The sequence below is a fragment of the Streptomyces spiroverticillatus genome (genome assembly GCA_014650415.1).
In the GTDB taxonomy this organism is placed as follows: Bacteria; Actinomycetota; Actinomycetes; order Streptomycetales; family Streptomycetaceae; genus Streptomyces; species Streptomyces spiroverticillatus.
This window is the reverse complement of sequence record BMUX01000007.1, coordinates 132294-158109: the sequence shown is the minus strand read 5'-3', so window position 1 is coordinate 158109 and position 25816 is coordinate 132294. Positions and strand designations below refer to the sequence as shown.

The following is a 25816-nucleotide window of genomic DNA, read 5'->3' as shown; positions in this document are numbered from 1 at the left end:
TGATCGGGAAACACGTATACGACGCTTACTGCCATCGCGATGTGTGATGACGGGCAGGCCGTGGGGCGGTACCTTCGGCGCATGTACGAGCCGACGCATCTGCGGACCTTCCTGGCCGTGGCCCAGACCCTGAGCTTCACGCAGGCCGCGCGGCGTCTGGGGCTGCGCCAGTCGACGGTCAGCCAGCACGTGAAGCGGCTGGAGGAGGAGGCCGGGCGGCGGCTGTTCTCGCGGGACACGCACCGGGTGGCGCTCACCGAGGACGGCGAGGCGATGCTCGGCTTCGCCCGGACGATCCTGGCGGCGCACGAGCGCGCGGCGGCGTTCTTCACGGGGAAGCGACTGCGGGGGCGGTTGCGGTTCGGGGCGTCGGAGGACTTCGTGCTGACGCGGCTGCCGGAGATCCTGGAGGCCTTCCGGCGGGACCATCCGGAGGTGGACCTGGAGCTGACGGTGGAGCTGTCGGGGATCCTGCACCGGCAGTTGGAGAGCGGGCGGCACGATCTGGTGCTGGCGAAGCGGCGGGCGGACGACACGCACGGGGAGCTGGTGTGGCGGGACTCGCTGGCGTGGGTGGGGGCGCCGGGGCTGCGGGTGGAGCCGGACCGGCCGGTTCCGCTGATTCTCTTCCCGCCGCCGGCGATCACGCGGGCGCGGGCCCTGGAGGTGCTGGAGGCGCACGGGCGGGCCTGGCGGATCGCGTGCACGAGCGGCAGCCTGAGCGGGCTGGTGGCGGCGGCGCGGGCGGGGCTCGGGGTGATGGCGCACACGCGGGGGCTGGTGCCGCCGGGCCTTGAGCCGGTGGCGGCGCGGGGCGGGCTGCCGGAGCTGGGCGAGGTGGAGTTCGTACTGCTGCACGGGCGGCGGCGGGGTGCGGCGGTGCAGGAGGCGGCGGAGGCGCTGGCGCAGGCGGTGCTGGCGGGGGCGGACCGGCTGCACCGGGGCGGTCAGTAGGGGCACCCTCACGCGGGGTGGTCAGTAGGACGGCACCTGGAGCGACCCGAGGCCGGGGGCGGCCGGACCCGAGCACCTTCCGGCGGATCGCGTGGCCTTCGGCGGCCGGGCGCTGCTTTCCAGGGCGACCGTGGGGCCCGAGGCGTAGGTGTTGTCCGGAGTGATGGTGAAGGCGTCCAGGGGGCCGTTCGTGAGGTCGATGCCGGTCTTGCGGGTGGGGTCACGGAAGACGTTGCCGCGCACGGTGATGTCCGCGACGGCCGCGTCCTTCGGGTACTCCATGTAGGAGATCCCGGTGCCCCACTTTCCGTGGTCGCGGGTCGGCCGGAAGTCGTTGTGGCAGACCTCGACGTCCTTGAGGTGGTGCGGGTGGTCGGCGGCGTTCGAGTCGTCCTGGACGTACAGCAGCACCGAGGTGTCGTGCATCGTGTTGTCCCGTACGGTCACGGCCTCCCCGTTGCGCACCTTCACCCCGCCCTCCGCGCCGGACAGCCACCAGCCCCGGAACCAGTTCCCGGCGACGACCGTGCGCGCGCCGTGCGTGCCCCAGAGGTAGATGGCGTGGTCGAGGTCGTAACGCTCTGTGGTGCGTGATGCGTTACGGTCCAGGCTCGCGTTGAAGACGTTGCGCCGGATCGTCGTTCCGGAGGCCGCGTTCCCGAACAGGCCGGAGGCGAAGGCCCCTTGGTCGGCGCGCCAGCCCTCCGCCTTCGCGACGGCGGCCAGGACGTCGGCGGCGCCGGGGAAGGAATCGCCGAAGAAGCCGTCCAGCCAGCCCAGCCGGTTGGTGTTCACTCCGATGACGTTGTCGTGAATGTGCGCGCGGTCCGTCTTGTAGAGGTCGACGGGCGGAGTCACCGGGACGGGGTGGTCCGAGAGGAAGAGCGACTGGCCGACCTCGGCGTTCGCAGTGGTGCTGAAGCTCGCGACGGCATTGTGGAAGACCACGCGCTGGACGCGGTAGTTCCTCTTGTACGTCGACGAGCCGCGCTGGGCGACGTCGACGCCGTCCAGCACCAGGTCGCGTATGGTCACGCCGGCCGCGTGCCCGTTCCACTCCTCGTCGCCGAGCCGCCCCTTCCCGGTGAGCACGGCGGGCCGGGCGAGGTCACCGGCGATCGTCACGCTGTCGGCCAGCGGGACCGCGCCGTCGATCCGGTAGTGCCCGGCGGGCAGCCAGACCGTGCCGCCCTTCGCGGAGGCCGCCTGGATCGCCTTGCCCAGTGCGGCCGTTGAGTCCTTGCGGCCGGTGGGGTCGGCGCCGTGCGCAGCCGGGTCGACCTTGGGGCCCTTGATACGGGGCGGCCGGTAGGCGGTCGCGCCGGTCTGCGGGGTACGACGCGGGCGGGCCGTGCTGTCGGCCTTCGCCGGGAGCGTGGGGGCGGCCTTCGCGGGTGCGGCCGGTCCGGCCGTGCCCGGTGTCCGTGCGGGGTGCGCGGCGGGTGTGCCGTCGGTGCCGCCCGCCACGGCGGCCCAGGTCAGGGCGCCGGCGATCCCGGCGCCCGCCACCGCGCCGCCGATCAGGACCGTACGACGAAGGGGGGAACGGCCGGAGTCGGCCGCGCGGCGGCGGGAGCGGGACATGGGGAAGAGAGCCTTCCGGAAGGCGTACGGGGAGCGTCGCGCCCGGCCGGGGGCCTGCGAACGTCCGTCCGACCCTAGTCGTCGGGGGCGCACGCCCGTAGGCGCGCGGTGGCCTCCGCGTACAGATTCCGTGGAGATTTCACCGGGTCCGACTTACCCGGAAGTAAGGTCGCCGTCCGAGCCCTCCGATGGGGTCGCCCGAAGGGCCTGTGACCTGTACCGATATGCCCGATCGCAGTTTCCTTCAGCGGCTCTCGCCCCCTCCCGCGCGGGGCGGCATTGGGGTACCGTCACCGGCGCTGTGCGGAGCGTCACAAGGAGCCAGGCCATTGCGCGAGTTCACTGTTCCACCCACGGCTGCGCCCCCTCAGGTCGGCGGACTGGCGGACGCGGTGTTCCGTAACGCCGAGGAGGACCCGCACCGGGTCGCGCTCGGCCGCAAGGACGCGGAAGGACACTGGCGGGACGTCACCGCGGCGCAGTTCCGCGACGAGGTGATGGCGCTCGCCAAGGGGTTGCTCGCGCAGGGGGTGCGGTTCGGGGACCGGGTCGCCATCGTGTCCCGTACGCGCTACGAGTGGACGCTCTTCGACTTCGCCCTGTGGACGGTCGGCGCGCAGCCGGTGCCGGTGTACCCGACGGCCTCCACCGAGCAGGTCTTCTGGACGCTGCACGACTCGGAGGTCGTGGCGTGCGTGGTCGAGCACGAGGACCACGCGATGACGGTCGCCTCGGTCATCGACCGGCTGCCGCGCCTGTCCCGGCTGTGGCAGTTGGACGCGGGCGGGGTGGCGGAGGTGGTCGCGTCGGGTGCGGGCGTCGACGACGACGTGGTGCACCGGCACCGCAGGGCCGTCACCCCGGAGTCGGTCGCCACCGTCATCTACACGTCGGGCACCACCGGCCGCCCCAAGGGCTGCGTCCTCACGCACGCCAACTTCATGACCGAGACGGACACGGTGATCGCCCGCTGGGAGCCGGTGTTCCGCTCCTCCCCCGGCGACGAGGCGTCGACGCTGCTGTTCCTTCCGCTGGCGCACGTCTTCGGGCGGATGGTGGAGGTGGCGGCGATCCGGGGGCGGGTGAAGATCGGGCACCAACCGGCCATGGCGGCCGCCGAGTTGCTGCCCGACCTGGCGGCCTTCCGGCCCACTTTCGTCCTGGCCGTCCCGTACGTCTTCGAGAAGGTCTACCACGCGGCCCGGCGCAAGGCGGAGGCCTCGGGGAAGACCGCCGCCTTCGACAAGGCCGTCGAACTGGCGGTGCGGTACGCGGAGGCGCTGGAGCACAAGGCGTTCGGGACGGGGCCGGGTCCTTCCGCTTCGCTGCGGATGCAGCACCAGCTGTACGAGAAGCTCGTGTACGGGAAGGTGCGCGAGGCGATGGGCGGGCGCGTCCGGCACGCGATGTCGGGCGGGTCGGCGATGGAGCGGCGGCTCGGGCTGTTCTTCGCGGGGGCGGGCGTCACGATCTACGAGGGGTACGGGCTGACCGAGTCCACGGCGGCCGCGACCGCCAACCCGCCGGAGCGGACCCGCTTCGGGACGGTGGGGCTGCCGCTGCCGGGGACGACCGTGCACATCGCGGACGACGGAGAGGTGTGGCTGCACGGGGGGCATGTCTTCTCCGGGTACTTGAACGACCCGGCCGCGAGCCGGGCCGTCCTCCACGACGGGTGGCTGTCGACCGGGGACATCGGGTCGCTGGACGCGGACGGATACCTCACGATCACCGGGCGGAAGAAGGAGATCCTAGTGACCTCCGGCGGCAAGAGCGTGTCGCCGACGGGGCTGGAGGAACGGGTGCGGGCGCATCCGCTGGTGGCCCAGTGCATCGTCGTCGGCAACGACCGGCCGTACGTCGCGGCGCTGGTCACGCTGGACCTGGAGGCGGTCGAACACTGGCTGGCCATGCACGGGCGGGCGCCGATGGAGCCGAAGGATCTGGTGCGGGACCCGGACCTGGAGATGGAGGTCCGCCGGTCCGTGGTGGCGGCGAACACGCTGGTCTCGCAGGCGGAGTCGATTCGGACGTTCCGGATACTGGCGCATCAGTTCACGGAGGAGCAGGGGTTGCTCACGCCGTCGCTGAAGCTGAAGCGGAAGGCGATCGAGAGGGCGTACGGGGTGGAGGTCAACGCGCTGTACCGGTGAGGGGGTGCTGCGTTGAGGGGGTGCTGCGTCCGGGCGGGCAGGGTGGCTGCGAGGCTCACGGTTCCGTGCGGGTGCGTTGTGGTTGCTCGCGCAGTTCCCCGCGCCCCTGAAGGGGCGCGCCCGGTTAGAGGGCGGGCGGAAATTCGGTCGCCGGGGCGAAGGGGGCGGGCGTAGGGTCGGAGCCATGTCTACGCCCCGTGTTTCTTAGCTGAGGACCCACTCCCACGCCACCCGTGTGTCCTCTTGCTTCTCCGGAGCGTAATTCCATGATCACCGTCCGCGGTGCCGACGTCCGCGTCGGCGCCCGACTCCTCCTGTCCGACGTCTCCTTCCACATCTCCCCCGGCGACCGCATCGGCCTCGTCGGCCGCAACGGCGCGGGGAAGACCAGCCTGCTCAACAGCCTTGCCGCGAAAGTCCCGCCCGCTTCCGGCGTCATCGAGCGCACCGGGTCGCTGGGGTATCTGGCCCAGGACTCCCGGGCCGCCGATCCGACCGTGTCCGTGAGTGCGCGGATTCTCTCCGCGCGGGGGCTCGATCGGGCCACCAGCGCGCTGCGTGACGCCGAGAGCGCCATGGCCCGGGCCCGGACCCCTGCCCAGGAGCGCCGCGCCATGGCCGCCTACACCCGCGCCGAGGCCGACTTCCAGGCCCGTGGGGGGTACGCCGCCGAGGCCGAGGCCGCCCGGGTCGCGGCCGGGGTCGGACTGCCCGCCGGCGCCATGGACCGGCCGGTCGGCGAGCTGTCCGGCGGGCAGAAGCGGAGGGTCGAGCTGGCCCGGATTCTCTTCGCCGATCATGACGATCTCCTGCTGGACGAGCCGACGAATCATCTCGATGCCGATTCCGTGGGCTGGCTGCGCAGCTTCCTGCTCTCCTACCGGGGTGGGGTCGTCGTCATCAGCCACGACGTCGGGCTGCTCGCCGACACCGTCAACCGCGTCTTCCAGCTCGATCCGGCACGCCGTGCGCTGGACGTGCACAACACCCCCTGGCACACCTACCTCGCCGCCCGCGACGCCGAGGAGCGGCGGCGGGCGCGCGAGCGTGCCGCCGCCGAGCGGAAGGCGGCCACCCTGCACGCCCAGGCGGACCGGATGCGCGCCCGCGTGTCCACCGCCGTCGCCGCCAAGAACATGGCCCGGCGGGCCGACAAGCTGCTCGGCGACCTCGCTCCCGTGCGGCGCACTGAGAAGGTCGCGAGGATTCGCCTGCCCGAGCCCGTTCCCTGCGGGCGGATGCCGCTCGGGGCCATCAGCCTGACGAAGGCGTACGGAGGGCAGCAGGTTCTGCGCGGGGTCGACCTCGCCGTGGACCGGGGCAGCCGGCTCGTGGTGCTCGGGCTCAACGGGGCCGGGAAGACCACCCTGTTGAAAGTCCTCGCCGGGCAGGTGGCACCGGACTCGGGCCGTGTCGTCCACGGGCACGGGCTGCGGCTCGGGTACTTCGCCCAGGAGCACGACACGCTGGAGGCCGCCCGTACCGTACGGGAGAACCTCGCGGCGGCCGCGCCCCACCTGGACGACGGGGAGGCCCGCCGGGTGCTCGGCGCGTTCCTGTTCGGCGGGGACGACGCGGACAAGCCCGCCGGGGTGCTGTCGGGCGGCGAGAAGACCCGGCTGGCACTGGCGGGGCTCGTGCACTCCGGGGCCAATGTGCTGCTGCTGGACGAGCCGACCAACAACCTCGACCCGGCCTCGCGCGGCGAAGTGCTGGGCGCGGTCGACTCGTACCCGGGAGCGATCGTGATGGTCACGCACGACGAAGGTGCGATCGAGGCGCTGCGGCCCGACCGGGTGCTGGTGCTGCCCGAGGGGACGGAAGACCTCTGGGGGCAGGAGCACTTGGGGCTGGTGTCCCTGTCGTAAACGGCAGGTGTAAGGGGCGACCTCCATGGAGGTCGCCCCTTACATCATCAAGCTCAGGCAGGCTTGCGGGCCTCGATCAGGAAGCGGGCCGTGTGCGCGACGAACGAGCCGTCGCGGCGGATCTGTTCGTCCATCTCGCGCAGCCGGTCCCGGTAGGTGTCGACCGTGAAGCCGGGCACCATCCAGATCACCTTGCGCAGGAAGTAGACCACCGCCCCGATGTCGAAGAATTCCGTACGGAGCGACTCCGACCGCAGGTCCACGATCTCCAGCCCCGCCGCCTCGGCCTCCTCGCGGGCCGTCTCCGGGCGGCGGCCGAGGCGGGCCTCGGGCTGCGGGCCGAGGAAGAACTCGACGACCTCGAAGACGCTGGCCGGGCCGACGTGCTGGGAGAAATAGGTGCCGCCGGGCGCCAGCACCCGGGCGATCTCCTCCCACCAGGCCTTCACCGGGTGGCGGCTGGTGACCAGGTCGAACGCGCCGTCCGCGAAGGGCAGCGGCGGTTCGTCGGAGTCGGCGACGACGACCGCGCCCAGGGGGTGCAGGAGGCGGGTGGCCTTGGCCACGTTCGGCGGCCAGGACTCGGTGGCGACCGTCACCGGCGGCAGCTTCGGCGCCCCGGCGAGGACCTCGCCGCCACCGGTCTGGATGTCGAGCGCGGCGGAGGCGGTCGCCAGGCGTGCGGACATCTGCTTCTGGTAACCCCAGGAGGGGCGCTGCTCGGTGGCCCGGCCGTCCAGCCAGGAGAAGTCCCAGCCGTCGACGGACACCGTCTCGGCCTCGGCGACGAGTTCCTCGAACGTACGATTTTCCTTGCTCATATGCGGATGATCTCTGTATTCATGGAGAAAAGCCATCCTGCGGCGTCAATCGGCCGGAGCGGGAATGTCTGCCCGGTGATGATCGTTGGCCATGGAGAAATCCCCGACGACGTAAGGAAAAGTTCCCTCGTGAGCAAGGTCCCTTCCCTGACCCTCAACAACGGCGTCGAAATGCCGCAGCTCGGATTCGGCGTCTGGCAGGTGCCGGACGACGAGGCCACGACAGCGGTGAGCACGGCTCTGGAGGCCGGCTACCGGAGCATCGACACCGCCGCGATCTACGGCAACGAGGAGGGCACGGGCCGCGCCCTCGCCTCCTCCGGGATCGCCCGTGACGAGCTGTTCGTCACCACCAAGCTGTGGAACGACAAGCAGGGCTACGACTCCACCCTGCGCGCCTTCGACGAGTCGCTCGGCAAGCTGGGCCTCGACTACGTCGACCTGTACCTGATCCACTGGCCGGCCCCCGGCCAGAACGCCTACGTGGACACCTTCAAGGCGTTCGAGAAGATCCTCGCCGACGGCCGCGCCCGGGCGATCGGCGTGTCCAACTTCCTTCCGGAGCACCTGAAGACGCTGCTCGCCGAGACCTCGGTCGTCCCCGCCGTCAACCAGATCGAGCTGCACCCGCAGCTCCAGCAGGGCGAGTTGCGCGCCCTGCACCAGGAGCACGGCATCGCCACCGAGGCGTGGTCGCCGCTCGGCCAGGGCAAGGGCCTCCTCGAGGTCCCGACCGTCCTGGCGGTCGCCCGCAAGCACGGCAGGACCCCGGCCCAAGCGGTGCTCCGCTGGCACCTCCAGCTGGGCAACGTGGTGATCCCGAAGTCCGTGACCCCGTCGCGGATCGCGGAGAACATCGACGTCTTCGACTTCGAGCTGGACGCCGACGACCTGGCCGCCTTCGCCGCACTGGACGAGGGCAAGCGGCTGGGTCTGGACCCGGCGGTCTTCGGCGCGTAGCCGGCGCGGAACGCCCGGTCCCGGGCGCCCTGGCCGGCCGGTCCGGGCGCCCGCCCCCGGTCCGCGGGTTCGGACCGGGGGCGGTTCCGTCGCGGGGGCGGTACGAGGGCGCCACAGCGGCACGCCCCTGGTCGACCACCGACCGCTTGAACTCCGGCCCGGCCCCGCCCCCTTCGGCCCGTCCCCGTTCAGCCGTACGAAGGCCGTCGTAGACTCGCGGGCATGAACAACGGCACCACCCACCTCCTGCGCAACGTCGGCAGTGGACTGCTCCTGGAGGTGCGGGACGGCGCCAAGGGCAGCGGCGCGCCCGTGCAGCAGGGCAAGGACAGCGGGGCCGCCGCCCAGCAGTGGACGCTCACCCCGGTGCACGAGGGCAGCGGACTGCACCACGTCGTGAACGTCGCCAGCGGAAAGCGGCTCGACGTCGCGGGCGCCAAGCTGGAGAACGGCGTACGGATCCAGCAGTGGTCGGCGAACAACTTCGGCGCCCAGGAGTGGATCGTCGAGCGCCACCCGGACGCGCCGGGGCGGGTGAGCCTGATGAGCTGGATCAGCGGACTGCTGCTGGAGGTCGCGGACCGCAGCACGGAGGACGGCGGGCGGGTGCAGCAGTGGGAGGACACCGACTCGCCGTTCCAGTGGTGGCAGCTGGAGCCGGTACCGGCCGGCTGATCCGTCCCGCCGCGGCCGAGGGATCCGGCCCGCGCCGGGCGAAGGTTCCGGCCCGCGCCGGTCAACTGACGTAAAACCTACGGTCATTGACTCCTTGCCGCACGCTTTCATGGCGGCAAAACCCTTGCCTGGCGCACGTATCGCCTCCAAGAATGCCCCTGACATTCGTCGCTGGAGGGGAACTCGCATGAGAAAGCCTTACCTCGGTGCACTGCTCGCCCTGTCGCTCCTGGGAGCAGGTGCGGCACCCGCGATCGCGGCCACGAGCCAGGACGGCGCGGCCACCGCGGCAGCGAAGCACCGGCCGAAACCGGTGGACTTCGCCGGGACGGTCGCACTCAGCAACTGTTCGGGCTCCGTGGTCCGCATGCCGCAGTCCCGGCCGGGCGACCCGGCGCTGATCCTGTCCAACGGGCACTGCATCACCGAGCAGGACATGCCGGGTGCGGGCGAGGTCGTGCTGAACCTGCCGTCGACGCGCACGTTCGCGCTGCTCAACGGCAAGGCGGAGAAGGTCGGCACGCTCACCGCGAGCAAGCTGGCGTACGCGACGATGACCGACACGGACATCTCGCTGTACCAGCTCACCGAGAGCTACGCGCAGATCCAGAAGAAGTACGGGATCAAGGCGCTGGAGCTGAACACCGAGCACCCGCGCCAGGGCCGCGCCATCACGGTGGTCTCCGGGTACTGGAAGAAGACGTACGGCTGCAACGTCGACGGCTTCGTGCACCGGCTCAAGGAGGGCGAGTGGACCTGGAAGGACTCGCTGCGCTACACCTCCGCCTGCCAGACCATCGGCGGCACCTCCGGATCCCCGGTGATCGACAACCGCACCGGCAAGGTCGTCGCGGTGAACAACACCGGCAACGAGGACGGTGAGCGCTGCACGCTCAACAACCCGTGCGAGGTGGACAAGCGCGGCAAGGTGACGGTGCGTCAGGGCATCAACTACGCCCAGCAGACGTACGGCATCGCGCGGTGCATCGCGCGCAACAGCCAGGTCGACCTGGACCGCCACGGCTGCCGTCTGCCGGAGCCCGCGCGCAAGTAGCGGGCTGCGCAAGCGGGTTGTGGCACGAGCCGGTGATCTCAGCCCTTGCGACGGCGTCTTCACCTCTCGTGTCGCAACCCGCACAGCAGCCTCACAGACGCCCTCTTGTCCGTCCCGTGGAATCCCCGAACAATGCCCATGACAAACCGGGGCCACCCAGCCCCGGTCACATAAGGCACTGAGGGGACCCCCACATGAAGAAGCCTCTCGTCGGCGCTTTCCTCGCCACCCTGCTCGTCGGGGCGGGCGTGGCACCCGCGTTCGCGGCCACGAGCCAGGACGCGGCGCCGACCCCGGCCAAGGCATCACCATCGGCCAAGGCCAAGGCGGTTGACTTCGCCGGAACGGTGGCGCTCAGCAACTGTTCCGGTTCGGTCGTGCGCACAGCCGCCTCGCAGCCGAACGACCCGGCCCTGGTGATGTCCAACGGCCACTGCCTGGAGACCGGCTTCCCGGCCGCCGGGCAGGTCATCGTCAACAAGGCCTCGTCCCGCACCTTCTCGCTCCTCAACGGCGCGGCCCAGAAGGTCGGCACACTGCGGGCCAGCAAGATCGCGTACGGCACGATGACCGACACGGACGTCTCGCTGTACCAGCTGACCAGCACGTACGCGCAGATACAGAGCCAGTACGGGATCAAGGCGCTGGAGCTCAGCGCGGCGCGCCCGGCGCAGGGTACGGCCATCACGGTCGTCTCCGGCTACTGGAAGAAGACGTACAGCTGCAACGTCGACGGGTTCGCCTACCGGCTGAAGGAAGGTGCCTGGACCTGGAAGGACTCGGTCCGCTACACCTCCGCCTGCCAGACCATCGGCGGCACCTCGGGCTCCCCGGTGCTCGACACCAACACCGGCAAGGTCGTCGCGGTGAACAACACCGGCAACGAGGACGGCGCCCGCTGCACGGACAACAACCCGTGCGAGGTCGACGAGGCCGGGAAGGTGACGGTCCGCAAGGGCATCAACTACGGCCAGCAGACGTACAACATGGTCCCGTGCATCACGGCGGGCAGCAAGATCGACCTGACCCGTCCGGGCTGCGCGCTCCCCAAGCCGTAGCCGTTGGACGTTTCTTGACGGTACGTCAGCCCGCAGCGGCCCTTCGGTGCTCCTGCGGGCTGACGCCCCGCACCCGCTTGAACGCGGCGCTCAGCGCGAACGAACCGCTGTAGCCGACCTTCCGCGCGACGGCCTCCACGGTCGCGTCCGAGCTCCGCAGCAGGTCGGCGGCGAGAGTGAGCCGCCATCCGGTGAGGTACGCCATCGGGGGCTCCCCCACCAACTCGCTGAAGCGGCGGGCCAGTCCGGCCCGGGAGACACCCGTCTCGGCGGCGAGGGAGGCGACGGTCCACGGCCGGGCGGGCTCGTTCTGCATCAGCCGCAGGGCCCGGCCGACGACCGGGTCCCCCATCGCCCGGTACCAGGCGGGCGCCTCGGCCTCCGGCCGCGAGAACCAGGCCCGCAGCGAGGCGATCAGCAGCAGGTCCAGGAGCCGGTCCAGATAGACGCTCTGTCCGGGATCGTCCCGGCTGATCTCCTCCTCCAGCACGGGCAGCAGCGGGCACCGCCACACCTCGGAGGGCAGGTAGGCGAGCGGCGGCAGCGCGTCCAGCAGCCGCTGCCCGACCTCCCCGCCCAGCTGGTAGGTGCCGATCAGCATCACGGACTCGCCGTCGACCCGGTCCCCCCAGGTCCGCACCCCGAGCTGCATGGACTCCGCGAGCGGCGTGCCGAACTGCGTGCTGCACACCCCGCCGGGCCCGATCCGCGCCCGGACGGGGCTCGCGGGGGTGTCGGCGCAGGTGTACGGTTCGGGGCCGCGCGCGATGGCCAGGTCGCCGGGCCGCAGCAGCACGGGGTCGCCGGTCTCCGGCATGACCCAGGCGGTGGACCGGGTCATGCACATCAGGGTGAGCGGGGCGCGGTCCTCGATCCGTATCGACCAGGGCGGGTCGAGCACCGCCCGCAGGAGGAAGGCGCCGCGGGCCCGTGGCCCGTCGAGCAGCCCGGCGAGAGCGTCCATGTCCACAAGTCTAGGCCGGTCGGCCGGAGTTGGACGCACACGTATGCGCATGAGTCTGTGGAGCATGTTCTGTCCAACGCCGCTGGACGAACCTTGAGTCATGACAACGAACGAGAACACGACGCAGACCAACGACATCAACACCGTGCTGGTGACGGCGGCTTCGGGCAAGACCGGACGCCGGGTCGCCGAGCGGCTGGCGGCACGCGGCCTCGACGTGCGGGCCGGCTCGCGCACCGGCGAGGTCCGCTTCGACTGGGAGGACGAGAAGAGCTGGGGCCCGGCCCTGGCCGGCGCGGACGCGGCGTACGTGACGTACTACCCGGACCTCGCGGCGCCGGGCGCGGTGGAGGCCATGCACGCCTTCGGGCTCGCGGCCCGGGACCAGGGCGTACGGCGGCTGGTCCTCCTCTCCGGGCGGGGCGAGCCGGACGCGGTCCTCGCGGAGGACGCGCTGCGGGAGGCGTGGGGGTCGCCCTCGGGGCTGACCGTGGTCCGTGCGGCCTTCTTCGCGCAGAACTTCAGCGAGGGTGCTCTGGCGGAGGGGGTCGCCGCCGGGGAGATCGCCTTCCCCGCCGGGGACACGGCGGAACCGTGGGTGGACGCGGAGGACCTGGCGGACGCGGTCGTGGAGACGCTGGTCGGGGCGGGGCACGGGGGCGAGGTGTACGAGCTGACCGGGCCGCGCCTGCTCACCTTCGCGGAAGTGGCTTCGGAACTCTCCCGTGCGACGGGGCGGGAGGTGCGCTACGTCCCGGTGACGGTCGCCGAGTACGCCTCCGCCCTCCAGGGGTACGGCCTGCCGCCGGCCGAGGCGGAGTGGATGGCGGGGCTGTTCGGGATGCTGCTGGACGGGCACAACGCGGGGACGACGGACGGTGTACGCCGGATCCTGGGCCGCGACCCCCGCGACTTCACCACCTTCACCTCCGCGACCTGGCCCCCGACCTCCTGAGCGGGCTCCACCCCCACCGTCCTCGGGCTCCGCCCAGCCACCTCGGGCGGCGGGGCCTCCCCTCCTCCAGCCGCTGCGGCGGCCTCCGCGCGGGGCTCGCCGCCCCGGGTCCCGTCGTACCGGGCGGCCTCGTTGTCGTTATCCAGCACCATGATCGCGACTGTACGCACCTTCACGGACGGCTCTCGGCCCACAGAAGTCCCGCACGTGTCTTGCCGGGGGTAACCCGTGCCCATAACTTGCCGGTATGGAGCTGGAGTTGCGTCACCTGCGGACCGTACGGGCCATTGCCGACGCCGGATCCCTGACCAAGGCCGCGGCGGCGCTCGGGCTCGCGCAGCCCGCGCTGAGCACCCAGTTGCGGCGGATCGAAAGGGCTTTGGGCGGGCCGCTGTTCGACCGGGACCACACGGGGTCGCGGCCGACCCCGCTCGGCGAGCTGGTGCTGGAGCGGGCCCGGATTCTGCTGCCCGCCGTCCGGGAGCTCCAGGAGGACGCGGTCCGCTTCGCCAACACCTGGGCGAACCTGGACCGCTTCCGGCTCGGCGCCACCCACGGCCCCCTGCTGGGCGGGCTGGTGGACCGGCTGGCCACGGCGCGTCCCGGCGTGCCCGTGACGACGTACACCACCTGGTCGGTGACGGAGATCAGCAGCATGCTGATCGAGGGGCGGCTCGACTTCGCGCTGATCGGCACCTGCGGCGAGAGCCGGCCACCCGCGCAGGACCGGGTGAGCTGGGAGGTCGTGGGCGTCGATCCGGTTTTTGTGATGCTGCCGGAGAGTCATCCGCTGGTCGGGCAGGGGGAGTTGGAGCTCTCGCAGCTTTCCGGGGAGTGTTGGACGGACGTGCCCGGGGAGGGGTGTTTCGCGGACTGTTTCACCGCCGCGTGCGCGCGGGCGGGGTTCGCACCGATGCAGGTGTACGAGACGGACACGGCGTCCTGTGTGCACCTGGTGCAGGTGGGGCGGGCGGTGGGGCTGTGCCGGGCCACCTTCCCGCCGACGCCGGGCATCGTCACCCGGCCCCTGGCCGGTGCCCCGCTGGCCTGGCGGCACCTGCTGGGCTGGCACCCGGGCGCCCCCGCCGCGGAGGCGGCGAAGGCGGTGTCCGGGTACACGGGCGTGGCGTACCAGGAGGCGATATCGCGCAGCGCGAGCTACACGCGCTGGCTGGCGTCGCCGCCCAGACCGGGCTTCGGCGCCAGCCACCAGCAGGGCAGGTCTCAGCTCGCCCCGTGACCGGGTGCGATCTCCTCGACCCGCTGGGCCAGTTCGAAGTCCTTCTCCGTCACGACGCCGCCCGCACTGTGGGTGTTCACGGCGAGCGCCAGTGTGCGGTAGCCGAGGTGCAGGTCCGAGTGGTGGTCCAGGTCGTCCTGGATCTGTGCCACGTGCACGACCATCGCGGCCCCGGCGAGATGCGATCCGACCCGGTAGGTGCGGGTGAGCCGGTCCTCCTCCCAGGCCCACCCGGGAAGCTCCCGCAGGCGGTCCTCGATCTCCTTCTGCGACAACGGTTCCGTGGCCATGACCGGTCTCCCTTCACCTTCGTGGTACGGGATCAGCTTCCCACCATCCCGGGCCGGGGGTCACCCGCCGCGTCGTGCGGCTACCTTCGTGGCATGACAACCCTCTCCACCGACACCGGAGTTGGCGCCCTGCTGCGCCACTGGCGCGAGACGCGGCGGCTCAGTCAGCTGGAGCTGGCGCTGCGGGCCGATTCGTCGGCCCGGCACATCAGCTTCATCGAGACCGGCCGGTCGCGGCCCAGCGCCGAGATGGTGCTGCGGCTCGCCGAGCACCTGAACGTGCCGATGCGGGAGCGCAACGACCTGCTGCTGGCGGCCGGTTACGCCCCGCAGTTCGCGGAGACCCCGCTGGACGACCCGTCGATGGGCGCGCTGCGTGCCGGGATCGACCAGTTGCTGCGCGGGTACGAGCCGTACCCCGCGCTGGTCGTGGACGGCATGTACAACGTCATCGCCTCCAACAGCGGCATCCAGGGCCTGCTCGGCGGCGTCGCCCCGCACCTGCTCGCCGCACCGAACGCGATGCGGCTGGCCCTGCACCCCGAGGGCCTGGCCCCGCGCATCCGGAACCTGCCGCAGTGGCGCGGGCATCTGCTGCACCAGATGGAGCGGCAGATAGCCCTGCTGAGGTCGGCGCCGCTGCGTGAGCTGTACGACGAGGTGGCGGCGTATCCGCTGCCGCCCGCGCACGACGGGGCGAGCCTGGAGCCCGCGCCGCCCGAGGCGTACTTCGCGCTGCCGCTGATGATCGAGCACGACGGGCGGGTGCTGTCGTTCGTGTCGTCGATCTCGACGTTCAACACGCCGATGGACGTGACGGTCGCCGAGCTGGCCATCGAGACGATGCTCCCGGCCGACCCGGAGACCGTCACCTACCTGCGGGATCTGCGACAGCGGTGAACGTCGTGGGCCGCTGCACGCTCGCGGGGTCGACGGGGTGCGCCACCGCCCACCGCCAGCGTGCGGCGACGGCCCCGCGTCCGTCGGGGGCGGGGACGCGGGCCGGGTGGGTGCCGGAGACGATCCCGTGCCCGGCGCCGTCGTACGTGCCGTCCTCCTCCGTCCACGGGCTGGTGGCGAAGAGGTAGGAGGAGCCGGGCTTCAGGCGCTCGGAGCCGTTCCTGGGGTGGATGACGGTGATCGGCCCGCGCAGCTCGCCCTTGTGGCGGGCGCCCACCTCCACGTCGTACGTGTCCACGGGCATGTCGTCGAGGTTCTCGGGGCCGTCGTGGTCCAGCACCCGCCCCTCGAAGACGTCGTCGGCGGCGAAGGCGACCTGGCGGGGGTCGTCGGGGTCGAAGCCGCCGAAACACTCGGTGAAGTGCAGGCTCGCCGCCAGCCGGTCGTACGCCACCCACCCCGACGTGCCGAGGACCGCGACGGCGGTGAGCGCGACGGCGGCGCGGTGGCGGGGCCGCAGGGTGCGCAGCGCCCGTACGGGGTGCGGGAGCCTCGTGATCCGGAAGGTCTTCATGGTCCGGCCAACGCGCCGCACCCCCCGCCCGTTACGCACGGCGGCCCGGCGGGCGGTTCCCGGGTGCCGATGTGCGGCGGGAAGAAGGAGCGGAGATTCTTGGTTCGTATGTCACACAAGAGCGGCATACGAGACTTTCCGGACTCCCCCGGGTGGTCGCAGCACAGAAGGTGAATCCGCCATGCGTGCAGTAGCTGTCAGTGCGTTCCGGGCTGTGCCCGAGGCCGTCGAGGTGCCGGATCCGGTCGCGGAACCGGGCCGGGTGCTGGTGAAGGTCGCCGCGGCCGGGCTCAATCCCGTCGACTGGCTGATCGCCGACGGAATGCTCGACGGTGTCGCTCCGCATGTGTTTCCGCTGGTCATGGGCGCGGACTTCGCCGGAACGGCGACTGCGGTGGGTGACGGGGTGACCCGGTTCGCGGTCGGCGACGAGATCTTCGGGCAGGTGGGCGGCGCGGCGATCGGCAAAGGTTCGTACGCCTCGTATGTGAGCGTGTCGGAGGGTGCTCCGGTGGCCCGCGCCCCCAAGAGCGTCCCGCTGGCCGACGCGGCGGCCCTGCCGGTGGCGGGGATGACCGCCGCGCAGATCCTGGAGGCCGCGGCCGTGCGGGAGGGCGAGAGCCTGCTGGTCATCGGGGCGGGCGGCGGTGTAGGCACCTACCTCACCCAGTTGGCGGCGGCGCGCGACGTGCGGGTGCTGGCGGCGGTGCGGGGCGAGGCGCGGCAGCGGATGGGCGCGCTGGGGGCGGCGGTCACCGTCGACACCACGGCCCAGGACCTGGCGGCGGCGGTGCGGGACGAGTACCCGGACGGGGTGGACGCGCTCGTCGACCTGGTCTCCCGCACAAAGGAGGACTTCGCGGCGAACGCGGCCCTGGTGCACGACGGCGGTGTGGCCCTGACCAGCCTGCACCAGGAGGACCCCGCGCGGGCCCCGCAGGGCGTCGAGGTGATCGGCTTCGAGATGGCGCCGAGCGGTGAGCTGCTGGCCACGCTCGCGCAGGCCGTGGACGCGGGTCAGCTGAAGATCGACATCGAGGCGCGGGTGCCGCTGGAGCAGGCCCCGGCGGCCATCGCGAAGAGCCGCTCGGGCGGGGCCCGCGGCAAGACGCTGATCATCCCGTAGCCCGGGAACACCGGACACCCGCAGCTCCCGCACGCCGGAGATCCCCGTCCCCGCACGCCAGAAAGGCGGCCCGCATGCTTCCCGTACAGCTCGGCGCGAATGTCGATCCCACCTGGGCGGACCCGCTGCGCCCGATCCTCAACGCCAAGCGCATCGAGGAGGCCGGGCTCGACATCATCACCGTGCAGGACCACCCGTACCAGCCCGCGTTCTACGACACCTGGACGCTGGCCAACTGGATCCTCGCGTACACCGAGAAGCTGGTCGTGCTGCCCGCCGTGGCGAACCTGCCGCTGAGACCGCCCGCCGTGCTCGGCAAGTCGGCCGCCAGCGCCTACCTGCTGTCCGGCGGGCGGCTCCAACTCGGGCTCGGCGCGGGCGCGTTCTGGGACGCGATCGAGGCGTACGGGGGCGAGCGCCGCACGCCCGGCGAGGCGCTCGGTGCGCTCAGCGACGCCGTCGACGTGATCCGCGCGGTGTGGAGCCGGGAGCGCTCGGTGCGCACCGACGGCACCCACTACGCGGTGAAGGGCGCCCACCCGGGACCGCCCGCCGCGGACGACGGACTGGGCATCTGGCTCGGCGTGACCGGCCCGCGCGCACTGAAGCTGCTGGGCGCGAAGGCCGACGGCTGGGTGGTGTCGAACATGTACTTCCCGCCCTCCGAACTCGCCCGCGGCAACGCGTTGATCGCCGAGGGCGCGGAGAAGGCGGGCCGGGACCCGGCGGAGCTGGACGGCCTGCGCAAGCTGTACAACGTGGCGGGCCTGGTCTCCGAGACCGAGTCGGCGGACCCCTTCCACGGCACGGCCCGGCAGTGGGCGGACACCCTGGTCTCGCTCTACCGGGACTCCGGGATGAACGCGTTCGTGTTCTGGCCCGAGGACGACCGCGACCGGCAGACGGACCTCTTCGCGAAGGAGGTCGCACCGCTGGTGCGGGAGGCGTTGGGCAGGCCGTAGGCAGTACGGAGGGGGCGTGCGCGGAATCCGTGCACGCCCCCTCCGTCGCGCGTACGGGTGGGTGAATCCCGGCGGGTCGGCGGCCCGGTCGGGCGGGCGGAGCCGGTGGGCGGTGCTCGGATGGGCCCCGATCCCTGGCCCGGCCGCCGCACGGCCTCCGCCCTGCGCGGCCGACGCCTTCCACGGCCTTCCCGGAGGGGACTCCATGCCCGCCTTCACCCGTCACGCCTGCGCCCTCGTACCTCTGCTGCTGCTCGCTGCCGCCCCTGCCGCGCTCGCGGACGACAAGACCCCGGCCAAGAACCAGCCTGCCGCGCCTCCGGCCATGTCGATCTCCCTCTCCAACGGTGTGGACACCGTCAGTTCGGGCTCCCGCCTCGCCTACACGGTGACCGTCCAGAACCAGGGCGCGGCCAACCTCGCCGGGCTGCGCATCGAGCAGGAGCTGCCCACCGGCGCTTCGGGTGCGGCGGCGGACCACCAGGCGAAGGTGGCGGGCGGCAAGGCGGTGTGGACGGCGGACGTGCGGGCGCACGGCAAGACGGTGCTGACGTCGTCGGCGACGCTGGGCGCGGAGCAGGCGGGTGCGCTGCGGGCGGCCAGCACGGTCTGCGCGTACCTGCCCAAGTCGCAGGTACCGGTGGTGTGTTCCAGCGACATGGACCTGCTGCCGGCGGGCGCGAAGGCGGAGGGCGTGGAGCTGGCCGACGGCGCGGACGGCGGCAAGGTGCTGGGCATGGAGCCGGGTGTGGCGATCGGCGCGGGCATCGGCGCGGCACTGCTCGCGGGCGGCGGGGTGCTGGTGCTGCGCCGCCGCAAGAAGACGGCCGAGGGCACGGTCGGCCTGGGCTAGCCGGGCAGGCACCCCATCACCGCACCCGGAAGACCGGCCCGCGTGCGGTGAACGGCAGGGACGCCCCCTGCGGAATCAGGAACGCGTGCTCGCGCCGGATGCGCAGGACGTCGGTCCACCCGTCCGTGATGACCAGCAGCGGCGCCGACGCCGGAAAGTCGTCGGCCCGCAGCAGCAGGTCGATGCCGGGCTGGAGCGCGGTCCCGCCGCGCCCCCTCACCCGTACCCGTCCGGCGATCTCGGTCGGCGGGAGGTAGCCCGCGTCGTACGGTGCCGCGTCGCAGAACACGACGCGCGCCGCCGGTACGTCGCGGGCTTCCGCGTACGAGGCGATGGCGCCCAGCGCCTTCCCCAGCAGCGTGCGGTCCATCGACCCCGACGTGTCGAGGACGACACCGAAGGTGCAGCGGGCGATCTCCTCGGGCGGGAAGTACCGCCCGGCGCGCGGGATGCCGGGTGTCGAGGCCTGCCGCCGGGACGGCCGGGAGTACGTCCGGACCGCCTCCGGCCGGGGCACGAACTCGTCGAACCAGCGCGCCAGTCGGGCGTCCCACGGCACCGGCGGATGGCTCAGCGCCTTGATCTCCTCCACCAGCCCGGCGGGCAGCATCCCCCGCTCCCCGTACGCGTGCAGGTCGAAGCCCCGGGTGAGGCCGCGCCGGTAGAACTCGTCGAGGTCGACGTAGTCGCGGACCTGCCCGATCGGCCGGTCGAGGATGTCGCCGCGCCCCTTCCCGCGCAGGGTGGCGAGCCGCCGCTGCCGGCGCAGGTCGGTGGCGATCCGGTCGTACACCTCCTCGGTCGACAGCCCCTTCAACTCGGCGTCGTACAGCAGCCCTTCGGGCATCTCCCCGACCCGCATCTCGACCAGCCACCCGTTGATGACGTAGTCGGCGGCGACGTTGAAGAGGTACGGGTCGCGGCCCCCGGAACGCTCGCCGTGCCGCAGGGCGGCGTGCAGCATCTCGTGGGCGAGGACGAACCGCCACTCCTCCTCCTCGAAGCGGCGCAGCGGATTGACGTAGATCTCCCCTGCGGTGGCGTCCACGGCGGCGACGGAGATGTCGTGCGCACGGGCCAGTTCGGCGTCGGCGACCACCTTGAGCCCCGCCGCGATGCCGCCGAGCAGCGGATACGACGACACGAACCAGTTGAGCGCCCGGTCCCAGGGGTGCTGGCTCTGCCGCTCCCCGGTGAGGGTGTCGCGACGGCCGCCCGCGACGTCCATGGCGGCGGAGACGGTACGGGTGAGGGCGTGCGCGAAGGCGAGCTGGTGGTCGGGGACGGGCTCCCCCCAGTAGTTCCAGGGGGTGAGGACCTGGTCGGGCTCGCTGCCGTTGGTCCCGCCGTGCCGGAAGACATCGGGAATCCCGTCCCGGTGCCAGCGGGCGGCGAGCTCCTCCTCGTCACTGCCGGGGTAGGAGGCGGTGAGCCCGTCCGGGGCGCGCCCCACGGGGGAACTCATCAGGAACCGGTTCACGACGGTGCAGCGGGCGGCGAGCTGGGCGGGGGTGGGCTGCGGCCGGGTGTCCTTGTCGGCGGGAACGTGGCCGAAGCCGAGGTGGAGGAGGGCGTGGGCGAGGGCCCAGGCCCAGTCGCGGGGGTCGGCGCGGTGCTTGGGGTGGGCGTGCACGGTGCCGTTGGAGTCGACGGAGACGAGGCCGTCGTACGACACCTGCGTGCACTTCTCGCTGCGGCAGACGGTGGCTTCGACGGCGGCGAGCGCCGGGTTGCGCTTCACGAGGGCAAGCCCGGCGGCGAAGGCTTCGGCGGCGGGGTCGACCTTCTGCTTCTTGCCGGGGGGCATGGGGCTCCTTGGCCGGTGTCAGGGGGGGATGGCTGCCCGAAGGGCACGCCATCAGGGGCGCGGGGAACTGCGCGAGCAACCAACCAACAAGCCGCGCGGCGAGCGCTTTAGGGAAAGGGGCGGGACAGGGGCGAAAACAGGGGTCCGGGGGCGGAGCCCCCGGCAGGAACAGCAACCCCCACCTACCGCCGCGCCTCCACCAGCCGAGGCATGTCCCGCGCCGCCTCCACCAGGAACCACGCCGGAAGCACCGGCTGGCCGGAATCGTCCTCCGCGATCACCGTCTGCGCCACCTCCACCGAAATCTCCGCCAACTGCACCAGCAGCGCCTTCGCCCGGTACGCCACCTGCATCAAGCTCGGCGACACATGCGCCTTCTCCGCCGGAAGTTCCTTCGCCAGCCGCCCCCGGAAGGCCTCCGCCAGGTAGTACAGGAGGTCGCGGTCCTCCATCCGGTTGGGCCACGACGCGTCCCCCTTGAGGATCGCGTCGAGCCCGTACGCATGACGGACGATCTTCGCGTACCCGCAGAAGGAAACCGCGTGGGCCGGTGTCAGCGTCCCGTGCGCGACGACCTTCAGGGTCTCCTCGTCCAGGGTGGGCCCGAAGGAGTGCAGCGCGTCGGAGAGCATGTGCCACGACCTCGGCGTGGAGAACGGCTCCTCGGTCTTCGGCGCCGGCGACCACAGGTGATCGGGCCGGTCGCCCAGATAGTCCACCACCCACGGGTGGATCCCGTTCTCCCCCGCCCACACCAGCCAGTCCGTCGCCGACGCCCGCAGGTGCACATGGGTGAGCCGGTTGACCAGCGCGGACGCGATCGGCCGGGCCAGCGCGTTGTCCGTCGACCGGTTTCCGGCCCCGATCACGATCGACCCTTCCGGCAGCTCGTACGAGCCGATCCGCCGGTCGAGGATCAGCGAGTAGAAGGCCTTCTGCACATCGGGGGTGGCCGCGTTCAGCTCGTCCAGGAACAGGCAGTACGGCTCGTCGCGCGCGATGGCCTCCGGCGGGCAGAACACCGACCGCCCGTCGCGGATCTGCGGCACCCCGATCAGGTCCTCCGGCGCGAGCTGCGTACCGAGCAGGCTGACGCACTCCAGCCCCAGCGAATCCGCGAACTTCCGCACCAGCGACGACTTGCCGATGCCGGGCGCTCCCCACAGGAACACCGGCCGTACGGTCGCGAGGCCGAGCAGCAGCTCGGGTATCTGGGCGGGAGTGACGGTGACGGCTGCCTGCACGCGGGGTTCCTCACGGGGTGAACGGGGGTAAACGAATGTCCGGTACGCACCATCATGTGCGTACCGGACATCACCGCGCATCCGAATTAAGCGCCCCTCAGGAAGCGGTGGCCGCCCGCTTCTTCCTGGCCGACATGCACGCGTACACGATCACGCCCGCGAACAGGAACAGCACGCCCTGGTAGACCGCCGCGTACCCCGACCCGGCGACCAGCCACATGGAGAACCCGGCCGCCAGCGCCGCGAGGATGCCGTCCCGGACCAGGCGTCCCCGGTTGACCCGCTCGGACTGCCCGGAGATGAGGAAGTACAGCTGGGCGGCGGTGGCGAGCAGATACGGGACCGTCGCCGTGAAGGTGGTGACCAGCACCAGGATCTCGAAGACGCCGTCCGAGCCCGCCGTGTAGTTGTAGACGGTCAGCAGCGACGCCAGGATCACCGTCACGATCACGCCGACGGTCGGCACTCCGCGCTTCTTCGTCGCGAAGACGGACGGGAAGAGTCCGTCCTTGGCGGCCGCGTACGGGGTCTGCGCGCTGAGCAGCGTCCAGCCGTTGAGCGCGCCGAGGATGGAGATGACGGCTGCGCCGGCCACGACCGTGCCGCCCCAGGTGCCGCCGAACATGTGGTTCACGGCGTCGGAGAAGGGTGCGCCGGAGTCGACGAGCTTGTCGTGCGGGACGTTGCCGAAGACGGACAGCGTGCCGAGCAGGTAGACGAAGGCGGCGCCCAGCGTGCCGAGGATGGTGGCGCGGCCGACGTTGCGGCGCGGGTTGCGGACCTCGCCGGCGCTGACGGCGGCCGACTCGACGCCCAGGTAGGAGAAGAGCAGGATCGCGGCGGACGCGGACACCGCGCCGACCGCTCCGGACCCGCTGGCCTGGAACGGGCCGAGGTTGTCGGTGGAGAAGGTGAACAGTCCGCCGATCGCGACCAGCAGCAGCGGCGCGAACTTGAGCACGGTCGCCACGACCTGCACCGCGCCGACGTACCGGGTGCCCGCGAAGTTGGCGGCGGCGGGCAGCCACTGCACGACCAGCGCGGCGAGCATCATCGCGAACTTCGAGTCGCCGAGCGGGAAGAGGACGTCGAGGTAGCCGACGGCCGCGACGGCGAGCGCCGCGTTGGACACCCAGGCGGTGATCCAGTAGCTCCAGGCGGCGAGGAATCCGGCGAAGTCGCCGAAAGCCTCCCGGGCGTAGACGTACGGGCCGCCCGTCTGCGGGTGCTGGTTGGCCAGCTTGCCGAAGACCAGCGCGAGGCAGATCGCGCCGAGGGTCAGGACGCCGAAGGCGAGGAGGCTGATGGTGCCGAAGGGGGCGACGGAGGCGGGGAGCAGGAAGATGCCGCCGCCGATGATGTTGCCCATGACCAGGGTCGTTGCGGCCAGCAGGCCAAATCGCCGCGAATGCTTGCTCTGGTCCTCGGTGTGCTCAGCCGGATCCGACTGCGGAGCGGTTCCGGTGTCGTGCATGGGGTGGTGCCTCTCGCCGTACGAAGTGCCCAGGGTCGCCGGGCGACGCCCATGGTCATGTACGGGGAAGCATGCGCAAAATCACGCCTTTTCATCCTGTACGGCGCGGCTCACAACCGGAAAATCTCCTTCCGCTTCCACTTCCGGGCGGGATTCCTGCGCGGGGCCGACGGGCACCTGCGGGCCCTGGCATTCGCGCAGCCAGCGACGGAGCACCTGGTGGACGGCTTCCGCACCGACGATCTCCTCCCCCTCGGGGACCGGCCGGGACAGCGCGAGCGGCCAGAGCAGGAAGGGGTGGGTCTGCTCGCCGCCGAGGCCGCCGTGCGAGCCGATCTGCTCCTCGAAGGCGTGCACGCGGCCCGTCTGCGGGTCGTACGAGGAGTTGACCATGATGTCGGCGGTGTGCGGGAAGGTGTCGGTGCGCCGGATCGCGTCGGCCGCGCCCGTGCCGAAGTGCTGCAGCGGGCCCTCGCCGTCGCGCAGTTCGGACAGTGGGATCTCGGCGCCCTTCGCGCCGAGGACCACCGCGCCGTGCTCCTCGCTGCGTACGAGCAGGAAGCCGACGCCGGGATGACCGGCCAGCATGCGCAGCAGGGCGGGGTGGCGGCGGTCGATCTCCTCGCGGGAAGCGCGTCCGGGGAGGTCGGGGAAGCTGATCAGGCCGAGGTTGCCGGAGGCCAGCACGATCGGGTCGGAGGCGTCGGACCCGGCGGGGTGGGAGAGCGCCGCCTCGTTGAGGTCGACGGGGCGGTGCAGGACGGTGCGCACGGCGTCGCGGGCTTCGGCACCGCTGCGGGTGCGCTGGGCGCGGCGGGGGACGGAGAGACCGCAGCTCGCACGGACGTAATCGCGCAAGGTCAGCCCGAAGCGGCCCTCGAAGGTCTCGCCGGGGCTCTGGCCGTGGTCGGAGAGCAGGACGATCCGGTACGCGCGCGGGGCGTGCTCGGCGACCTTGGCGATCAGGGCGACGGACCGGTCGAGGCGGCGCAGGATGTTGTCGGCGTCGCGGCTGCGCGGCCCGGAGTGGTGGGCGACTTCGTCGTACGAGACGAGGTCGGCGTAGATGGCGGTGCGGCCGGAGAGGACGTCCCCTATGACGGCGGCGACCACGACGTCCCGCTGGACGACCGTGGCGAAGGCCCGGATGAAGGGGTAGAGCCCGCCGCGCCCGACGCGCGGGGTCTCCTTGCGCAGCCGGGAGCGGAGGGAGGAGTGGATCTCGCGGCCGACCTCGGTGACGAAGGACATGGCGGTGCGGACGGCGTTGGCGGGGTCGGAGAAGTACGCGAAGTATCCGGCGCGGGAGCGGTTGTTGCGGCCCCGGCGGGCGGCGATGGAGAGCACCAGGGCGAGCTGGTCGGCGCCGCCGGAGAAGAGGTTGCCGCGGCTGGCGCCGTCGTAGGTGAGCAGGCCGCCGTCGCCGGTGCGCTCGATGGCGCGGTTCTGGAGTTCGGCGGTGCTGGCCGGGCTGGAGCACACCATGGTGCGCCCGGTCTCCTTCTCGTACCAGCGGAAGGCGGGCACGTCGTGGTTGGAGCCGTGCAGGATGCCGAGCTGGCTGGCGCCGGTCTGGCTGGACCAGTCGGTGCGCCAGGGACTGAGCCGGTGGCTCGGCAGGTCGCCGTCCAGGAACGAGGCCACGGTGGGCATCAGACCCTTGTCGAGGGCGCGGCGCAGGGTGTCGTGGCCGAGGCCGTCGAGCTGGAGGAAGACGGTGCCCGGCATGCCATGCCGGCCCGCGTCGCGCTTGCCGCCCCGGCGGCGCTGGGCGAGCCGGGAGAGTCTGCGCCGGTAGGCCTCGTCGTCGCGGACGGCGAGTGCGGTGGAGGTCGCGGAGGCGACGGCGGACATGACGGCGGCGACGACCACGGCGGTCTCGGGGTCGGCCTCGCCGCTCCCCTGGGGCAGCATGCTCAGCGCGACCAGCAGCAGTGACCCGTTGAGGAAGAAGGCGAGCAGCCCCAGCACCAGCGCCGGTACGAGGAGCAGCGCACGCACCACGAGCGGCCACACCAGTGCGGACAGCAGCCCGAAGGCCCCGGCCGCCCAGGCGGCGGTGAGGGCCACGTCGGTGAGCGACTCGGAGTCGTCGCCCTGGAGCTGGAACTCGGGGAGGATCCCGGCGAGCGCCAGCATGGTGAGCGTGGACACCGCCCACACGGTGATGACGCGCAGGAGCGTGCCGCCCGCCCGCCGCCAGCCGATTCTTCGCCAACGCCCTTCGGCCACCACGCCGTGTCCACCTCTGTTCGTATGCATCCGGCCCCTCGTGTCCGGCCAGCCTGTCACAGCGGGCG

The 25816-nt window shown here is 72.0% G+C and carries 22 protein-coding genes; 13 read left to right on the top strand and 9 right to left on the bottom strand.

Going from position 1 to position 25816, the window contains the following annotated elements; genetic code table 11:
* Positions 1-81: 81 nt before the first annotated feature.
* Positions 82-954 carry a LysR substrate-binding domain-containing protein gene (locus IE269_RS20145; protein ID WP_189824436.1) on the top strand — a complete coding sequence of 291 codons (873 nt, stop codon included), beginning with the start codon at positions 82-84 and terminating at the stop codon, positions 952-954.
* A gap of 21 nt (positions 955-975) precedes the next feature.
* On the opposite strand, the gene IE269_RS20140 is transcribed toward IE269_RS20145, so the two are convergent.
* Positions 976-2538: a glycosyl hydrolase family 28-related protein gene (locus IE269_RS20140; RefSeq protein ID WP_189824435.1), complete on the bottom strand. Its 1563-nt coding sequence runs from the start codon at positions 2536-2538 to the stop codon at positions 976-978.
* 329 nt (positions 2539-2867) lie between these two features.
* Here IE269_RS20140 and IE269_RS20135 point away from each other — a divergent pair, with 329 nt between their 5' ends.
* Positions 2868-4691: an AMP-dependent synthetase/ligase gene (locus IE269_RS20135; RefSeq protein WP_189824434.1), complete on the top strand. Its 1824-nt coding sequence runs from the start codon at positions 2868-2870 to the stop codon at positions 4689-4691.
* A 266-nt stretch (positions 4692-4957) separates the two neighbouring features.
* A complete protein-coding gene (locus IE269_RS20130; protein WP_189824433.1) occupies positions 4958-6559 on the top strand; it encodes an ABC-F family ATP-binding cassette domain-containing protein in 1602 nt (533 codons plus the stop codon).
* Between the two features lie 53 nt (positions 6560-6612).
* Here the strand turns inward: IE269_RS20130 and IE269_RS20125 are convergent, their stop codons facing one another.
* A complete protein-coding gene (locus IE269_RS20125; RefSeq protein ID WP_189824432.1) occupies positions 6613-7380 on the bottom strand; it encodes a class I SAM-dependent methyltransferase in 768 nt (255 codons plus the stop codon).
* 129 nt (positions 7381-7509) lie between these two features.
* On the opposite strand from IE269_RS20125, the gene IE269_RS20120 reads away from it, so the two are divergent.
* From IE269_RS20120 to IE269_RS20105, 4 genes are all read left to right on the top strand, one after another.
* Positions 7510-8340 carry an aldo/keto reductase gene (locus IE269_RS20120; RefSeq protein WP_189824431.1) on the top strand — a complete coding sequence of 277 codons (831 nt, stop codon included), beginning with the start codon at positions 7510-7512 and terminating at the stop codon, positions 8338-8340.
* Between the two features lie 222 nt (positions 8341-8562).
* Positions 8563-9015, top strand: coding sequence for an RICIN domain-containing protein (locus IE269_RS20115; protein WP_189824430.1), 453 nt, complete (start codon positions 8563-8565; stop codon positions 9013-9015).
* A gap of 187 nt (positions 9016-9202) precedes the next feature.
* Positions 9203-10069, top strand: a complete 867-nt coding sequence (locus tag IE269_RS20110) for a S1 family peptidase (RefSeq protein ID WP_189824429.1) — start codon at positions 9203-9205, stop codon at positions 10067-10069.
* A 194-nt stretch (positions 10070-10263) separates the two neighbouring features.
* A complete protein-coding gene (locus tag IE269_RS20105) occupies positions 10264-11127 on the top strand; it encodes a S1 family peptidase (RefSeq protein ID WP_189824428.1) in 864 nt (287 codons plus the stop codon).
* Positions 11128-11152: 25 nt separating this feature from the next.
* Here the strand turns inward: IE269_RS20105 and IE269_RS20100 are convergent, their stop codons facing one another.
* Positions 11153-12091, bottom strand: coding sequence for an AraC family transcriptional regulator (locus tag IE269_RS20100; RefSeq protein ID WP_189824427.1), 939 nt, complete (start codon positions 12089-12091; stop codon positions 11153-11155).
* Positions 12092-12191: 100 nt separating this feature from the next.
* Between IE269_RS20100 and IE269_RS20095 the strand changes: the two genes are divergently transcribed.
* Together IE269_RS20095 and IE269_RS20090 are read left to right on the top strand one after the other, a co-directional pair.
* A complete protein-coding gene (locus tag IE269_RS20095; RefSeq protein WP_189824426.1) occupies positions 12192-13046 on the top strand; it encodes a Rossmann-fold NAD(P)-binding domain-containing protein in 855 nt (284 codons plus the stop codon).
* Positions 13047-13293: 247 nt separating this feature from the next.
* The gene (locus tag IE269_RS20090; RefSeq protein WP_189824425.1) at positions 13294-14286 is read left to right on the top strand and encodes a LysR family transcriptional regulator; all 993 of its coding nucleotides are present in this window, start codon (positions 13294-13296) and stop codon (positions 14284-14286) included.
* Here the strand turns inward: IE269_RS20090 and IE269_RS20085 are convergent.
* On the bottom strand, positions 14271-14576 hold the full coding sequence (locus IE269_RS20085) for a 4a-hydroxytetrahydrobiopterin dehydratase (protein WP_189824424.1): 306 nt from the start codon (positions 14574-14576) through the stop codon (positions 14271-14273). The two genes, IE269_RS20090 and IE269_RS20085, sit on opposite strands and share 16 nt — an antisense overlap.
* Positions 14577-14669: 93 nt before the next feature.
* Here IE269_RS20085 and IE269_RS20080 point away from each other — a divergent pair, with 93 nt between their 5' ends.
* Positions 14670-15476, top strand: coding sequence for a helix-turn-helix domain-containing protein (locus tag IE269_RS20080; RefSeq protein WP_189824423.1), 807 nt, complete (start codon positions 14670-14672; stop codon positions 15474-15476).
* On the opposite strand, the gene IE269_RS20075 is transcribed toward IE269_RS20080, so the two are convergent.
* Entirely contained in the window at positions 15445-16050 is a 606-nt protein-coding gene (locus IE269_RS20075) for a hypothetical protein (RefSeq protein ID WP_189824422.1), read from the bottom strand. The genes IE269_RS20080 and IE269_RS20075 overlap by 32 nt on opposite strands.
* A 181-nt stretch (positions 16051-16231) precedes the next feature.
* On the opposite strand from IE269_RS20075, the gene IE269_RS20070 reads away from it, so the two are divergent.
* The 3 genes from IE269_RS20070 (at position 16232) to IE269_RS20060 (ending at position 18991) form a co-directional block, all read left to right on the top strand.
* Positions 16232-17176, top strand: a complete 945-nt coding sequence (locus tag IE269_RS20070; RefSeq protein ID WP_189824421.1) for an NADP-dependent oxidoreductase — start codon at positions 16232-16234, stop codon at positions 17174-17176.
* Positions 17177-17250: 74 nt separating this feature from the next.
* Positions 17251-18138, top strand: a complete 888-nt coding sequence (locus IE269_RS20065; protein WP_189824420.1) for an LLM class flavin-dependent oxidoreductase — start codon at positions 17251-17253, stop codon at positions 18136-18138.
* Positions 18139-18343: 205 nt separating this feature from the next.
* Positions 18344-18991 carry an LPXTG cell wall anchor domain-containing protein gene (locus IE269_RS20060; protein ID WP_189824419.1) on the top strand — a complete coding sequence of 216 codons (648 nt, stop codon included), beginning with the start codon at positions 18344-18346 and terminating at the stop codon, positions 18989-18991.
* 16 nt (positions 18992-19007) lie between these two features.
* Here IE269_RS20060 and IE269_RS20055 read toward each other — a convergent pair whose 3' ends face one another.
* The 4 genes from IE269_RS20055 to IE269_RS20040 all read right to left on the bottom strand — a co-directional run bounded on the left by IE269_RS20055 (position 19008) and on the right by IE269_RS20040 (position 25778).
* Positions 19008-20798 (bottom strand): vWA domain-containing protein, encoded by a 1791-nt coding sequence (locus IE269_RS20055; RefSeq protein WP_189824418.1) that lies wholly within the window; start codon positions 20796-20798, stop codon positions 19008-19010.
* A gap of 182 nt (positions 20799-20980) precedes the next feature.
* Positions 20981-22042, bottom strand: a complete 1062-nt coding sequence (locus tag IE269_RS20050) for an ATP-binding protein (protein WP_189824417.1) — start codon at positions 22040-22042, stop codon at positions 20981-20983.
* 97 nt (positions 22043-22139) lie between these two features.
* Positions 22140-23516: an amino acid permease gene (locus IE269_RS20045; RefSeq protein ID WP_189824416.1), complete on the bottom strand. Its 1377-nt coding sequence runs from the start codon at positions 23514-23516 to the stop codon at positions 22140-22142.
* Positions 23517-23597: 81 nt separating this feature from the next.
* Positions 23598-25778, bottom strand: a complete 2181-nt coding sequence (locus IE269_RS20040; protein WP_189824415.1) for an alkaline phosphatase family protein — start codon at positions 25776-25778, stop codon at positions 23598-23600.
* Between the last annotated feature and the right edge of the window lie 38 nt (positions 25779-25816).

Excerpts from the sequence above, each read along its gene's own strand:
- IE269_RS20145 (WP_189824436.1), top strand. The coding sequence starts at position 82 with ATGTACGAGCCGACGCATCTGCGGACCTTCCTGGCCGTGGCCCAGACC.
- IE269_RS20140 (WP_189824435.1), bottom strand. The coding sequence starts at position 2,538 with ATGTCCCGCTCCCGCCGCCGCGCGGCCGACTCCGGCCGTTCCCCCCTT.
- IE269_RS20130 (WP_189824433.1), top strand. The coding sequence starts at position 4,958 with ATGATCACCGTCCGCGGTGCCGACGTCCGCGTCGGCGCCCGACTCCTC.
- IE269_RS20125 (WP_189824432.1), bottom strand. The coding sequence starts at position 7,380 with ATGAGCAAGGAAAATCGTACGTTCGAGGAACTCGTCGCCGAGGCCGAG.
- IE269_RS20115 (WP_189824430.1), top strand. The coding sequence starts at position 8,563 with ATGAACAACGGCACCACCCACCTCCTGCGCAACGTCGGCAGTGGACTG.
- IE269_RS20110 (WP_189824429.1), top strand. The coding sequence starts at position 9,203 with ATGAGAAAGCCTTACCTCGGTGCACTGCTCGCCCTGTCGCTCCTGGGA.
- IE269_RS20105 (WP_189824428.1), top strand. The coding sequence starts at position 10,264 with ATGAAGAAGCCTCTCGTCGGCGCTTTCCTCGCCACCCTGCTCGTCGGG.
- IE269_RS20100 (WP_189824427.1), bottom strand. The coding sequence starts at position 12,091 with ATGGACGCTCTCGCCGGGCTGCTCGACGGGCCACGGGCCCGCGGCGCC.
- IE269_RS20095 (WP_189824426.1), top strand. The coding sequence starts at position 12,192 with ATGACAACGAACGAGAACACGACGCAGACCAACGACATCAACACCGTG.
- IE269_RS20090 (WP_189824425.1), top strand. The coding sequence starts at position 13,294 with ATGGAGCTGGAGTTGCGTCACCTGCGGACCGTACGGGCCATTGCCGAC.
- IE269_RS20085 (WP_189824424.1), bottom strand. The coding sequence starts at position 14,576 with ATGGCCACGGAACCGTTGTCGCAGAAGGAGATCGAGGACCGCCTGCGG.
- IE269_RS20080 (WP_189824423.1), top strand. The coding sequence starts at position 14,670 with ATGACAACCCTCTCCACCGACACCGGAGTTGGCGCCCTGCTGCGCCAC.
- IE269_RS20075 (WP_189824422.1), bottom strand. The coding sequence starts at position 16,050 with ATGAAGACCTTCCGGATCACGAGGCTCCCGCACCCCGTACGGGCGCTG.
- IE269_RS20070 (WP_189824421.1), top strand. The coding sequence starts at position 16,232 with ATGCGTGCAGTAGCTGTCAGTGCGTTCCGGGCTGTGCCCGAGGCCGTC.
- IE269_RS20065 (WP_189824420.1), top strand. The coding sequence starts at position 17,251 with ATGCTTCCCGTACAGCTCGGCGCGAATGTCGATCCCACCTGGGCGGAC.
- IE269_RS20060 (WP_189824419.1), top strand. The coding sequence starts at position 18,344 with ATGCCCGCCTTCACCCGTCACGCCTGCGCCCTCGTACCTCTGCTGCTG.
- IE269_RS20055 (WP_189824418.1), bottom strand. The coding sequence starts at position 20,798 with ATGCCCCCCGGCAAGAAGCAGAAGGTCGACCCCGCCGCCGAAGCCTTC.
- IE269_RS20045 (WP_189824416.1), bottom strand. The coding sequence starts at position 23,516 with ATGCACGACACCGGAACCGCTCCGCAGTCGGATCCGGCTGAGCACACC.
- IE269_RS20040 (WP_189824415.1), bottom strand. The coding sequence starts at position 25,778 with ATGCATACGAACAGAGGTGGACACGGCGTGGTGGCCGAAGGGCGTTGG.